The sequence below is a fragment of the Pseudomonas sp. WC2401 genome (assembly GCF_041200115.1).
Classification (GTDB): domain Bacteria; phylum Pseudomonadota; class Gammaproteobacteria; order Pseudomonadales; family Pseudomonadaceae; genus Aquipseudomonas; species Aquipseudomonas fragi.
In genome coordinates this window covers 3359790-3373613 of sequence record NZ_CP165623.1, presented here as the reverse complement: position 1 = coordinate 3373613, position 13824 = coordinate 3359790, and the positions used below count along the sequence as shown (strand labels likewise).

General features: G+C 51.3%; 11 protein-coding genes and 1 pseudogene. 1 reads left to right on the top strand and 11 read right to left on the bottom strand.

The genetic code is table 11. The annotated features are described in order from the left end of the window. Window positions 1-11 precede the first annotated feature (11 nt). From AB3G35_RS15380 to AB3G35_RS15350, 7 genes are all read right to left on the bottom strand, one after another. Window positions 12-641, bottom strand: coding sequence for an FMN-dependent NADH-azoreductase (locus AB3G35_RS15380; protein WP_169916623.1), 630 nt, complete (start codon window positions 639-641; stop codon window positions 12-14). 397 nt (window positions 642-1038) lie between these two features. Further along, entirely contained in the window at window positions 1039-2001 is a 963-nt protein-coding gene (locus AB3G35_RS15375) for an AEC family transporter (RefSeq protein WP_186348285.1), read from the bottom strand. After that, window positions 1962-3128 carry a pyridoxal phosphate-dependent aminotransferase gene (locus AB3G35_RS15370; protein WP_169916625.1) on the bottom strand — a complete coding sequence of 389 codons (1167 nt, stop codon included), beginning with the start codon at window positions 3126-3128 and terminating at the stop codon, window positions 1962-1964. The genes AB3G35_RS15375 and AB3G35_RS15370 overlap by 40 nt, the downstream gene beginning before the upstream one ends. A 104-nt stretch (window positions 3129-3232) precedes the next feature. Further along, window positions 3233-4108 (bottom strand): LysR family transcriptional regulator, encoded by an 876-nt coding sequence (locus AB3G35_RS15365; RefSeq protein ID WP_169916641.1) that lies wholly within the window; start codon window positions 4106-4108, stop codon window positions 3233-3235. Window positions 4109-4506: 398 nt separating this feature from the next. Then, the gene (locus AB3G35_RS15360) at window positions 4507-5346 is read right to left on the bottom strand and encodes a DMT family transporter (RefSeq protein ID WP_315246439.1); all 840 of its coding nucleotides are present in this window, start codon (window positions 5344-5346) and stop codon (window positions 4507-4509) included. Between the two features lie 260 nt (window positions 5347-5606). Continuing rightward, on the bottom strand, window positions 5607-6152 hold the full coding sequence (locus tag AB3G35_RS15355; RefSeq protein ID WP_169917310.1) for a cysteine hydrolase family protein: 546 nt from the start codon (window positions 6150-6152) through the stop codon (window positions 5607-5609). Between the two features lie 101 nt (window positions 6153-6253). Beyond that, window positions 6254-7144 (bottom strand): MBL fold metallo-hydrolase, encoded by an 891-nt coding sequence (locus AB3G35_RS15350; RefSeq protein ID WP_169917309.1) that lies wholly within the window; start codon window positions 7142-7144, stop codon window positions 6254-6256. Between the two features lie 115 nt (window positions 7145-7259). Between AB3G35_RS15350 and AB3G35_RS15345 the strand changes: the two genes are divergently transcribed. After that, window positions 7260-8246 carry a GlxA family transcriptional regulator gene (locus AB3G35_RS15345; RefSeq protein ID WP_169917308.1) on the top strand — a complete coding sequence of 329 codons (987 nt, stop codon included), beginning with the start codon at window positions 7260-7262 and terminating at the stop codon, window positions 8244-8246. 265 nt (window positions 8247-8511) lie between these two features. Here the strand turns inward: AB3G35_RS15345 and AB3G35_RS15340 are convergent. The 4 genes and pseudogenes from AB3G35_RS15340 to AB3G35_RS15325 all read right to left on the bottom strand — a co-directional run. After that, window positions 8512-9434: pseudogene (locus AB3G35_RS15340) on the bottom strand (FAD-binding oxidoreductase); the annotation flags it as partial. Between the two features lie 86 nt (window positions 9435-9520). Then, window positions 9521-10558, bottom strand: a complete 1038-nt coding sequence (locus AB3G35_RS15335; protein ID WP_262372769.1) for a GlxA family transcriptional regulator — start codon at window positions 10556-10558, stop codon at window positions 9521-9523. 581 nt (window positions 10559-11139) lie between these two features. Next, window positions 11140-13221 (bottom strand): TonB-dependent receptor, encoded by a 2082-nt coding sequence (locus tag AB3G35_RS15330; RefSeq protein ID WP_369781724.1) that lies wholly within the window; start codon window positions 13219-13221, stop codon window positions 11140-11142. Window positions 13222-13329: 108 nt separating this feature from the next. After that, window positions 13330-13719, bottom strand: a complete 390-nt coding sequence (locus AB3G35_RS15325; RefSeq protein ID WP_169917306.1) for a DUF2946 domain-containing protein — start codon at window positions 13717-13719, stop codon at window positions 13330-13332. Window positions 13720-13824: the final 105 nt, after the last annotated feature.

Sequence of the window (13824 nt, the reverse complement as noted above, 5' to 3'; positions counted from 1 at the left end):
CAACACTAAGATCAGTCGGTGATAGATTCTGGAGGTAGCGGCTCAAATACCCGTGCCAGTAATGCAGTGGCATGCCTAATAGCTTTTTCACGGAAAATGCTGCTGACATTAATTCCCTCGGCGTGGATAAAGGTTAGGCCGTGTATGCCAAGAAACAAAAGCACCTGACGTAGATAAGGTTCTTGGTAATCCGAGCTGTCATCAGCATGAATTCCGCCTTGGACGGTTAGGATGATTGCGCGTTTACCGGTTAACAAACCTTGGGCGCGCGCGGGTGTGTATTTGAAAGCCACGCCAGCTCGGATCTCATGGTCTAAACAAGCTTTAAGAGTGCTGGGAAGAGTGAAGTTGTACATGGGTGATGCGATGAACAATACGTCAGCCTTTACTAGCTCGTTAACCAATTCGTTGGAGCGCTCCAAACAAGCCTGTTCACTTTCACTGCGCTGTCCAGCAGGCTTCATCCAACTACCTAGCAAGTTTGCATCCATGTGGGGTATGGGGTTGAGAGCCACGTCACGAATGATTATTTGATCTGTAGGATGGGCGACTCGCCACTGACTAATAAATTTCAGGGTCAGTTGGCGAGAAACTGACTCTTCTTGACGGATGCTGCTTTCGATGATGAGAACATTGGACATGATTTTTATTCACTATCGTCTTAAGTCGATAGGTCGACATTAATCGCTTTCACATCATAAAAAAGCGCAAAAATAGCTGTTACTTATCTACAAATTCGTTTTCATGCTCATAGTTGTTATCCAGTCGTTTGCCCAGGCATCAGAGCATTGGAGAGCGGGGCATTATTAGTTAGCGTCCAGTGAACCCCCCTTTGCTTTCTGGCATTCGAGAGGATGGTATCGGTCTGTGTTGAGTAGGCATTATTCCGTTCAATGTCAGGGTGCCGATGCCACTAGCGAATGGCTATATCTTCACCACGACTACTCCGATTCAAGCGTTACAAATTTACCGGATCTGTTAAATGTGTAGGTGAGTCTTCGCATCAACTCCAGCCTTCCAGGGTGAAGACCATGAATATCAGATCCAAGGAATCAAAACGACCACTGCAATGGGAAGTGCCACCGCTGCAAGCAACGTTTGACTGGCAATTATCCCTGCCATCAGTGGTGCATCCCCGCCTAGCTGTCGCGCCATGATGTAGGACGACGAAGCTGTAGGCAGTGCCTGGAAAAGCAATGCCGCGATTGCTGCTTTGCCGTCCAATCCAAACACATGACATGCGCACAGCGTGGTCAGCGGCATGATCATGAACTTGACCACCGATGAATACGCGACGGGTCGAACCCAGCTGTGCACAGAGCCCAGCTCAAGTGCTGCCCCTACACACAGTAAGCCAAGTGGTAAGGATGCTTGTCCTAAAGCCTTGATCACCGGCTCAATGCCAGCAGGCAGGCCCAATCCTAATGCCTGAAGCAATATCCCTCCGAAACAGGCGAGTACTAGAGGGTTAAGTGCCAACTGCTTGGCAACCTTGCCCAAAGACATCCTGCCACCTGTGCCATAGCGTGCGAACACCAATACGCAAAGGATGTTTACGGTCGGCACTATTGCAGCATTGGCTACGGCAGCCAGAGCGATGCCCTGAGCACCGAACAAACCGGCCACCACTGAGACGCCCACATAATTATTAAAGCGCACCCCTCCTTGGAAGACGGAAGTGAACGCCGCGTCGTTACCCTTAATGATCCGACGGGCGCCGACCATCAGCACAGCGACCATGACCGTCGAGAGTACAAGCGCCATGATCATCCCTTGGACTGGCACGTTGTCCAACTTGGCGGTTGCCAGACCATGCAAAAACAGCGCGGGCAGAAGAACGTAGTAGCCTAGGCGCTCGGCCTGTGCCCAGAAACTGTCTTCCAGAAACCGGCTGCGCTTGAGCCAGGCGCCCATCACAATCAGCACTGCTATGGGCGCAAGCGCAATCAAAAGTTCGGCGGTCACGAGTATGCCTCTAACGCACGAACCAACCGCTTGCATCCTTCAACCAGGGTAGCTTCGTCGGTGGCGAAGGAAAGGCGTAGATGTCCCGGTAGTCCAAAAGCACTTCCGGGAACCGTTGCAACGCCGACTTCGAGCAGATCTAACGCGAGAGATTGATCGTCAATGCTCGTTTTGAACTGAGGAAGCAGATAGAACGCACCCTCGGGGCATGATACCTCCAGTTTATCGCTCGCTTGGAGGACTTGAAGTGCGGCGTCTCGGCGCTGACGATAGATCGCGTTGCGCTCAGCAAGAAAACCTCGTGGCCCTTCAAGCGCAGCGACCGCAGCGAGCTGGCTCAAGGTGCTGGTCTGCGTACAGTTTTGAGATTGCACGGTAGTGATTGCCGAAATCAGCGACCTCGATCCGCAACCCCAGCCTACGCGCCAACCTGTCATGGCGTAGGCTTTGGATACGCCGTCGACGATGAGGATACGTTCTGCCAGGTCTGGCGCTACCGACGCCAATGTCAGACAAGGGCCTTGAGTGAATCGGATTTCCGCGTAAATATCGTCGGACAGCACCATCACATCCGGATACTGGCGCAGAACTTCAGCCAACGCTTGCAAATCGGTTTCTGAGTACAAAGAGCCGGAGGGATTACCTGGTGCATTGAGAATCACCCACTTGGGCGATTTTGCCAGGCGCAGACCTGCTGCCAAGTGCTCCGCTGTCAATCTGAATCCTTCCGAAGCGGTGGTCGGCAGAATGATCGGTTGGGCACCGCACATCTTAATCATGGCGGGATAGCTGGCCCAGTAAGGCGCCGGGACGATAACGTCATCACCGGGCTTAAGGGTCGCTTGGAAGGCGTTAAAGATGATCTGTTTTGCGCCACATCCAACCGCGATTTGATCATCGCCGAAATCTAATCCCCGGTCTTCCCTTACTCGCATACGGATAGCACTGCGGAGGGGCTCGATACCGTTCGATGGGGAATACGTCAGACGGCTGCCTAACGCTAGATGCGCAGCGTCGAGGACATGCTCAGGGGCATTGAAATCAGGTTCGCCGAGCGTTAAGTCAATTACATCCCGCCCCTCAGCGCGCATGGTGGCAGCAAGTTTGGCCATAAGCAGAATGGGCGATTGGAAAGCACTAGTTGGAGTTTCGTTGTTGTGCATGGTGCCCTTCAGAATGCGTTTGGATGGGCACCACGATAAGGAGTCGATACCTAAAGTAAAAACGATTTAAAATTGGTTGTTCAACAAGTTTTACTCATCGGTCGTTACGTGGGGGCGTGCTTTTTGACAGCCTCCGCCAGGGCGGTTGCTAGCCGTGCAAGTGGCCTTTCTTCTTGCTCCAGAAGCACAACACGACGCGTTCTTTGCGGTGATCCGAATGGCTGGACTTCTAGGTGCTTGAGTTGTTCAAGGTTCTGGCTGGATAGCGGAACCACTGACACCCCCAAACCGCTGGCAACCATCTGAATAATCGCATCCTGGCTGTCCAACTCCATACTGGTTTGCACATGCAGCCGCAGCCGGCGAAGCTCCCGATCTATGGTGCGCCCGGCCCAAGCCCTGCGGTCAAAGCGGATAAACGGTAGTTGTTGAAGTAGCTGTCGAAAATCTAAGCCTGCGCATGAACCGGGAGCAATGATCCAAAAGCCTTCCTCGTAGAGTGTTGTACTAACCAGACCATAAGGGTGCGGTTTCACAGGTTCTGTGGTGATTGCGACATCCAGCTCTCCAGCCTCTACGCGCGTGGCCAATTCGGCAGACATGCCCGAGGCTACGTTTATCCTTAGATGAGGGTGCTCGGCGGCCAGGCCGGCCAGGGCCAAAGGCAAGGCACTGGCCAGCGCAGTCTGGATGGCTCCAATTTTCAGTCGACCGCGCAGCTCGTTTTCACCACCAATGTCCGAAGCAATGCTGTCGTAAAGTGCAACGATCTCGCGCGCCCGCTCCACGGCCAAATGACCTGCATCTGTTAATACGGGCAATCGACGCGAGCGGTCAAACAACGAAGCGTTGAACTCCTCTTCAAGTGACTTTATGTGAAGGCTCACTGCCGATTGTGTGAGATGAACGGTGTCTGCGGCTCGCGCAAACGAACCGTGCTGAGCGATAGCGATTAAGGTACGAAGCGCGCGCAATGACATAGTGATCTCTCCTGCGTTGCATTCGGCAAGCAGGTGACTGGATTGATTGGAAAGTTGCTTTTTTAGGCAACTGGTCATGGCCTTCAACGGGGCCCTAGCAACCTTGATCAGCCATCGATGCTATTGGATTGCCAAATCACTTAGTGATGCGCGGTGATGATACACCCGCTAGCATCGTCTCAGACTATTGGTGCAGTGTCAGATAGCTATATGCAGACCGCTCCCCTGCACGTTAAGAATGCAATGATCCAAATGGCCGTGGACTTCACGAAGCAGGCAGAAGCACTTTCTGGGATGGCAAAAGGTTAGAGCCTTTATCTAAGGCACGCACCTTAGTGGGGGCGTGTCGTCCAATATCAACCAGATGGATATTGATCCAGCCTTCATTACTCTTACAGTCAGCAGCCAGTCGAAGATTTCCCCGGCAACATTGCTAGCGCGACACCGCCCAATACGATGCCTGAGATTAATAGTAGGTGCAGTGATATAGGCTCGTTCAGAATCAGTACGCCTGCGAGCGAAGCAATGATTGGAACGCTCAACTGAAGGGTGGCGGCTTGCTGGGAACTGATATGCCTGACAGTGCTGTACCAGAGCGCATAACCGCAGCCTGATGCCAACACGCCTGATGCAAGCGCGTACATCGCCCCAGTAGGGCTCATATGAAGGCCGCTTCCAAAAAACTTTACTGGAGCCAGTAAAAGTAAGAAAGGGAGACACCTCGCAAAGTTGCCTGCGGTTTCCGTCAGCGGATTCACAGCTGCTTTTCCGAGCAGCGAATAGACTCCCCACGCTACCCCTGAAATTGTCATCAGCACTGCGCTACTCAAGGGCGGCGAATTAGCGCTGGGTAGCAATAAGGTAAGTAAACCACCTGTTGTCACTAACATGCCTATCACCACTTTCTTTTGAAAGCGCTCACCTTGCGCCCAAGAAAACATAAACATTGTGATCTGCACCGCCCCGAATAAAATCAGTGCTCCCATTCCTGCGCCTAACTGAACGTAAGCGATAGAGAAGAGATAGGCGTATAGAAAGAGTGAAAGGCCTCCCTTCCAGCTTCCACGGATAGCGGCTTGAGGATTGCGAAATCTGATCAACAGCAGCAAAAATAACCCGCCACTGAACAAACGAATCACGGTGAATGACTCGGGATCGATTTGACCCTCCATCAGCGCCCGCCGGCAAAAAATTGAATTTGCCGCGAATGCCATCAGGCACAAGATTACTTGGAACACCCAGCGTGATCGCCTGGCACAGTCTCGATTAGCGGTTGATTGTATTTTCACCACAGATGAACCTAAGCGATAAAAAACGTTACTGAATCTCAAGGCCGCAGGAAGACAACTGAGAACTACTCACGGTTGGACATTCCAGGCCTGCCTCATTCACCCAAATCAGGTGAGGCGCAGTGGTGACATCCGCGAAGGTTTAACCCACGAATAACCAGAAACCAGAAGGAGCCCGTTCGGGCTCCTAAAAACTAACCGTTACACGTTTATGCCGAGAGGTATTCGTCCACAGATTTAACGGTGGCGTAGCCAAACTCAAATGCGGCCATCATCGCCGCATGCACTTGAGCGGCAGGCACGTTCACCCCGTGAAATGAGAGATCTAAGGTGGCGCAGGCATCATGCACCACAGTAACCGGATAACCCATATCCGCTGCAGCACGCACTACTGCGTCGATGCACATGTGGCTCATAGCACCTATCACCACGATATCCTGAACATCGAACGCATCCAGTTGCTTCTTGAGGTCAGTGTCTCTGAAGGCGTTGATGTGTTTTTTAACAATCACGGGCTCGTCACCCTCAGGAGCTACCTCTGGCTGAATCTGCGCGCCGCTGGATCCTTTGACGAAAATCGGGACATTCGCATCATCGGATTCGTGCCGTATGTGAAAAACAGGAATACCTTTATTTCGCGCATGGTCGATGACCCGACGAGCATTCGCAACAGCTGCCTCGATGCCACTCAAAGGTAATTTGCCAGTGGGCAAGTATTCGTTTTGCAGATCAATTACTACTAGACCTTGTTTCATGAACGATCTCCAATCAACTTTTCAATGTAATGTTGTTGTGAAGGCTGAGACGGCATTTGGGTAAGCAAGATGCCTTTTGCCCATGTCCAGCAGGGTTTGTATCAGTACTCCAGCGAAGCGCCGTCTTCCGGTATATCGACACGACCCTCGATACCTTGCTTATTGACGTAATTGCGTAACTCTTCACGGGTCAGGGACATATGGTTCACAGCGTCCATGTGCACCGCGACAATTTTTGCGTCTTTCGCGGTCTGTGTAGCACGCAGGACATCTTCCTCGCCCATGATGATCGCCCCCTCGAATCCCGTCATTTTTGCTTTCCCTGCGTTGAGCACGATTACTTCAGGGTGGTATTTCTCGATGGCTTGGTCGACCTCTTTACGCCAGATGGTGTCACCGGCGAGATAGAGAGTTTTGTAGCCTGGCGCTTGAAACACTACACCCATGGCTTCGCCTAGCGGTTTTGCGAGGGCTGGTACGGCATACATTTCGTCAGTGCCATGCTGCCCACCGGTCTTGGTTATTTTGACGCCGCCGAACTCAGCTTCGTCAGTCAGCACACGTACATTCTTGAACCCCTGGGAACGAATCAGCTGTGCATCGTCTTCGTGCTGAGTGAACAGTGGGATGTCTTTAGGCAGCGCTTTTTGTGCCGCATCATCCCAGTGGTCAAGGTGTGTGTGCGTGACGATGACAGCGTCCACACCGGAGATAACGTTGTCTGGGGTTTCGGGTAGATCAACCAGTGGATTGCGGAGGTTGCTTCGGTAGGTATTTTCAAACCCGGGGTAGGCACCTTTTTTAGCCAGCATGGGATCGATCAAGAACGTAGTGCCACCGTAGGTGATCTTCACCGTTGCATTGCGAACTTGCTGCAGATCCACTTTATGGGTTGCATCAGCCGTCTGAGGGGCGTTTGAGCCCGCAAATGCCTGTGTGGTGGCCACAGCGCAAGCAATGCTGAGGGCGAGAGAAAGAGGTGTAAAATTCATAGTGTTAATCCAGTAAATGCATCGAATACACCATTCTTGCCCAAAGCGCTAAAGCCTGATAGCGGCCTAAATGACATATTTCGATATAATCGGGCCAAATGTTCGAGGCTGCCAGATGAAACCCATACGTGTAGCTGTTCTAGCTTTTAACGGCGTGAGTCTGTTCCATCTTTCGGTGCCGGGAATGGTATTGGGGACGGCTCAATCCGAACCTGGCGAACCTCAATACGAGGTCAGCTACTGCACAGAGACGCCTGGAATGGTTAGCTGCGACCAAGGCATCGACTTAGCGGTTGCTCATGGCCTGGAACTCATGGAGGCATCTGATTTAATTGTCATTCCATCGTGGGGCGAACAATTGGTCGCGGCCTCGACACCGCTTTTGAGAGCCCTTCAGCAGGCGAATGCACAAGGCAAGCTCATCGTAGGGTTATGTTTGGGAGCATTCGTACTTGGAGAAGCCGGACTGCTTGATGGTAAAGAGGCGACCACTCACTGGGCAGGCAGAGACGAGTTTTCGCGACGCTTTCCTGAGGTTGGCTTCAGGCCCGATGTGCTCTATGTCAGTGACGGCAACATCATGACCTCGGCTGGAACGGTGGCGGCAATCGATTGTTGCCTGCATTTGGTGCGTCAGCGGCTCGGAGCTGATGTGGCGAATCGCACCGCGAAGATGTTGGTTACCCCACCGCACAGGCAGGGAGGTCAGGCTCAATACGTGGAGCATCCTGTGCCGAAACTCTCTAGCGAGACTCATTTGTCCGATGTGTTGGCGTGGGCTCGAGTGAACCTGGCCAGTGATCTATCGCTCGACGTCATGGCAGACAGGGCGAAAATGAGCAGGCGTACTTTTACCCGGCGGTTTCGGGAGGCCACTGGCAGTACCGTCTCTAAATGGTTGAATGCTCAGCGAGTCGTCAGGGCGCAAGAACTGCTTGAAACGACTGATTTACCTATTGAATGCGTTGCCGGCGAGGCCGGTTTTGGAACCCCCTTGTCCTTGAGGCAACAATTTGGCGCTCAGCTTGGAACGTCACCTTCAGAGTATCGACGAATGTTCTCTCGCGAAACGATACCGGGCGGCAAGGCAAGCGGCAGCTAGCATTAGACCTAACCGCTTATTCGCACCAAGGTTTGACGCTCAACGATGTGCTACTGGTCAGGCCGGAGCATTCCTGACTACCGCGAGTAGCGCCTGCAGCGGATGTAGAACAGTTACACTCTCTTTTTGCTTACCTGGCTTCGGCAAGAATAGCCATAAGCTAATAGCCGGCCTGAAACATTCATTTTTGTTACTAGTGGGCCCCAGGGTTGTTTGTAAATCACTTTAGACATCTCAGCATTCGTAGTCTCATATCCATAGGTATGGAAAGTGTATGGCCCAAGCGTAATATGGAGGTGTCTTGTTGCAGGTGCAAGACAAAGTCATGAACACTCTGCGGGACAGTGGCTTCATCGTCCCCGCTGAACCCAATGAGGTTGAAGCCCGATGTGGGTGTTTCTGGAATTTCGGGGAAGTATTCAGCAACGCAGTGCCAGTCGATGTCCTTCATCGCAAGCATCAGGACTTTGGAGTCAACTGTCTCAATCTATAAAGGCTTGAGCTGCATCAGCGCTTTTGCGTCGCGCAAAGCATCCATAAAACCTGCATAGCGCACGTTTACGAGGATCGAATACTTCGTGATAGGCAAGACGTTTAGCTTGGCCTCGACTGAAGCTCAGCGAGCCCTTAGAACCACACAATACGCTGTTAATGTTGAAGCTATCCTCTTGCTCGCGGAGATGTGCAAGGTCATAGCCGGTGAGGCAGCGGTTAAGTTTGGGAAGATTTGCGCAATAAGATAGGCTTGGTTGTCTGCAATACCGACTGCGCAGCGGTATACCTTACCGATCCGATCGCGACGCGCTGTTTCTTGCTCCAAAGAGCCTTTTTCCGATGGCGAGCTGTGGAGTAACTCACCACCCAGCAACACTGTGGGAATCTCTAGCACGTGGTCATGGGTTTTGCCGTAAGTGCCGCTGCCTTGGCCACTGGCATCAGTGTTGATCATCTGCCAATCGCTGCTCGGTTGGAGGTGGATGATTCAGGCGCGAAGAACAGCCCATAAGGTTTGAGCACCGTATTTAATTGATCTTTCATCACGCCACTTTGGACGCGCACCCACCGCTCTTCGGCATTGATCTCAAGAATGGTGTTCATGTGCCGTCACAGGTCTACGACGATGCCATCAGTCAACGACTGACCATTGGTACCTGTGCCGCCGTCGCATGAGATGAGCGCGACCTGCCGAAGCTAACTAACCTAATGCGTGATGCTACAGGGAAAATTGAGAGCTTATTGTCGTTGGGTGTAAAAATTGAATCATGATGTATTGTTTAGTTCTTTGTCGTCGGACTTGACTTGAAACGTGCTCGATACTCACCGGGTGTGACTGAATAGTTTTTTATAAAGCTACGGATTAAAGTTGATTCATTACGAAAGCCACACTTGCTAGCCACTGTTTTGAGTGGGGTGCTTGACGTGGCAAGTAAGTGTCGAACTGCTTCTAAACGGAGCTGTTCAACCATTTTGCTCGGCGTACTGCCTGTGCTTTCACTGTATTTTCTCGCAAAGGTTCTGTCACTCATGTTCATAAAACTGGCTAACGTAGAGACCGATAAGTCGCCACTGAGATTGTTGTTCAACCAAGCGTGAAGGTCTGAAAATTGACTGCTTTTGGATTGTAGGGTCAAGGATGAACTGAACTGATTTTGATCGCCGGGACGTTTCAAAAAAACAACCAAATGACGTGCAACTTCAAGTGCAGCCGAATGCCCCAAGTCGACTTCAACCATTGCAAGAGCCAGGTCGATTCCGGAGGTAACTCCAGCGGAAGTCCATAGGTCTCCATCGTTAATGAATATAGGCCCGCGCTTTACACTGACGGAGGGAAAGTCATGCTCTAGCTTGTCATAGGCAGACCAATGGGTGGTAACGCTTCGACCCTTCAGCTTTCCAGCGGTCGCTAGTGCAAATATCCCAGTGCACACGGAAACGAGACGCTTGGATTTTTCAGCGTGACTCACAAAATGAGTAAAGAACTTAGGATGCTCACAAAATGCATGTATTCCCGGCCCACCAGGGACGATAAGAGTATGTGCGGGAGAGGTGTGTGCGGCTAAAACTTCAGCGTTTAATGAAAGATTTGAGAGTATTTCAGTCGTTGGGCTTAGCGCGAGAATAGAGAAAGAGTAGGGCGGATGATCGGGGTGCGCAAAATGGTTAGCCGCCATAAAAACATCTAAGGGCCCGGCTAAATCGAGCAGGCTAACTTCAGGGTAGGTAATGAATTGTATGGACTTGGCTGGCATTTCAAATGACTCCTCCCAGGAGAGCACCTCCTGGATGACGATGAGTTTGGCAGAAATTGTCAACGTTTTGTCCTGTTTTTTTGTCAATGTAAACTTATTGTAGTTTTAATGTTGAACGCTCCAGGAACGCTCGGTGTGACATTGGTGGATACAGGTGTTGCTGAAAGCGCGCAATGAGCATTTTTACTAATAGTATTAACGTGGAGTTAATGAAATGTCGGGTCTTATGAAAAGCACAATGGGATTCGAAGTTGATATGGACGATGATTTTGAATTCAGGATTTCTAATATCCTTAATCAGGTGGAGCGAAATTTTTCAGGTGTCGCTAGGTGTGAGCTAAGAAGGGTTGCCGAGTCGAACAGCTGGATAATTGAGTGTTTTTGGAACGACCGACAAGCAATGCATGCTCATTTTTCCTCATGCCAACTGCAAGATCTGGTAGGAGTGTTGGTTTCTAGATCCCGTAAAATCGTATTTGAGTGCGATAATGAATAAGAATAAGTGTGTTTTCGGACTAAGTGCGCTTATGTATTCGAAGTCATGGCCGGTACGGGATTCAACATTGCAGGTATCTCTAAAACCACACTATAACTATCCGGTGCTGAATCTGCTGAGGCCAAATTGGCCTCAGCAATATTCCATATCAAAAATCCACTGTCACTCCGGCGTAAAGCGCGCGGCCATCACCTGGAGAGTGCAGTGATGCCTGAGCACCGTCTGGATCGTACCAAACGTATTCATAATATCGGTTTGTAAGGTTTTTTAACTGTAGATCGACGCTCACAGACGGCGTCACCTTGTAGATTGCACCGAGGTTCATTAGCACGTAACCACCATAAGTCCCCGTCGTGTTTTCTCGCTCCAGATAATAGTTGGTTTGGCCATTCATCCATGCGGTGAGTTGTAAGGCAGGTGTTGCCTCATAGCTGATCCCGGCGTTGTAAAGATGATGGGGGATGTGATCGATTTCCTGACCTTTGCTGTTAGGCAAAGAGGCACTCGGCTGGAGTATCTTAGAATACTGCCAAGAGTAGGCCATCCATATTTCAGTGCGCTCGTCCGGATGCAGGTTCATCTGCAAGTCATAACCCCACCGCCGGGTCTCACCCACGTTATCGGATTCGCCACTCGGGTCATTCAGTCTGCGACTGACCTCACCTGCTGCCTCTTGCTGCCAATAGGCGACCCGGCCATCAACCCAGTCAGCCGGCGTGAACTTGATACCTGTCTCCCAGCCTTCGTTGATCGAGGGTGCGAGGTTTGCATCCCTAGGCGGGATCTTGTAAGCAGCAGCCCCTGTGCCCACTTGAAAGGTACGCCCCCAGTTTGCGTAGATGCTGGCGACGTCCCATGGGGAGTAGACAATACTGATCTTCGGTTGTTTGATCAGCCCGTAGTTGTTTATGTCGTAGTCCGTGCGGGTCAGTTCATTGGTGAAGTCGCCCTCAATCTTGTCAACCCGGTAGGCCGGCACGATTCTCAGTGACTCGAAAGGTTTGATCTCAGCCTGGACATAAGCGCCATAGGTGTCGAAGTTGAATTTTTGATCGCGAGTAGTAGCCAGACGTGCACGGTCTTTGGTGCGATACCGCTCACTCTTATTTTGCTGCTGTTGTATGTCTGCACCACTTTCTACGGCGAAGTCATAGAGCCAGCTAACTTCTGGCCGCCATGTCAGCGAGGTGAGGGCTCCGTACTGGGTTTCGTAGGTATCACGCTCTTGTTGAGAACTGGTGCTCCAATATTGTGTCCAGCGTCGGTCATCGAAGGTGTTCATGTAGGTCTTCGCTGACCAGGCCAGCGTATCAGTCAGGTCTGTATCGAAATGCAGACTGACTTGATTCATGCGCCGCGTGCCCTTGTCCGTAGCGTTAAAGCTATTGGTCATTTCTGGATGATGATGTGCATCGTCTTTAGCCAGATAACCTGCCTCCTGAGCTTCAGCCTCGTAATGACGGGCAATCAGACCGATACGGTAACTGTCATCATCGGGCGTGTAGAACCACTTGCCGGACATCGAATATCGGTCGGCTTCGGCATGATCCCGATACCCATCGGCCTTTTGGTAAGCGAAGAAGTAGTTTTGCGTCCAATTACTATTTTCGATGCCCTTTGCAAGTTGGGTTTCTCGAGTATTAAAACTGTCGTAACGGATGCGTGCCTTACTGTAATCGCCGCCTGTACGGGTCAACATATTCACGTTGCCAGCGATGTTATAGAGGCCGTAACGAGCATCACTGGTGCCACGCACCACCTCAATGCTGTCCAGCTCCATGGGGAAAATCATGTCCAAGAACGGCATGTTGCCGTCATTGCTGTTGCTCGGAATGCCGTCGATCAGCAGCTTCACTGCGTTGACTTCACCTTCGCCGTTGAAGCCGCGAAAGGAAATCTTGCCGGATGTGGTGCCTTGATTGAACTCAGTCAGCATGACTCCTGGTGCGCGGCTAAACAGCTCCCAACTGTAGTTGACTGGCATCTTTTCGAGGATATCTCCCCCTAGGATATCAACCGAGCTGAGAACGTTGCTTGCGTTCAACGGGCCGCCAGTCGAGCCCTGCACGTTAACCGCGCCCAAGGTTAGGGTTGAGTTTTCGGTTTTGCTGGCTTCAGCCAATGCATAGGACAAAGGGCTTATTGCAAACAGGCCAAGCGACAGCAATGGCCATAGTGAGCGGGACACAGACAAACACTTTGCGTGAGGCAAAGTAAATGGAGCAGGCATAGCACGAACTTCCTGATGATCAAGAAACTTTAAGGGCGTTTAAAGTCCATAGCTGGACGTTAAAAGGATTTAAAGAGGGCGCACCGGACATTGTCAGCGGTGTTGTGATCAGGTAAGGGGAGAGGCTCGTGGGCTTAGGCTGGGCCAGCGAATTCTTGGATGTCGTGTTGGGAAATCAGGATTATCAAGGGTGGTATTTGATGTGTACTGCGGTAGGAAATGCCGATAGTAATTGGAGGGTAATGCTGCTAATCCGGCATGACCACAGCAGCAGTCGCCGTGTTGCATGACAGATTTCGATTGGGCTATCTGCAAGGCATCAATCACCTTGCTGAGATCTTTAGGCAGGAGATTTGATTGTCCACTTGAACAGAACCCCCCCCAAAGCATCAGGCGCACGTCCGGCGTCTGTATCGCATGACTTAGCGGCATGGCGAACATGTTTAGCAAGACGGCCAGGCAGGCAATCCAGTGGCTGGTGCGTTTCAACGAACCCATAAAGGAAATGGCCGCAAAGGGGGGCGCTATTTAGCCCGCGTTAACGAATGATGTAAATTTTTCGAGAGTGCGCTATTTCGCCGCAGGTAAAGGTGGAAGAGGGCC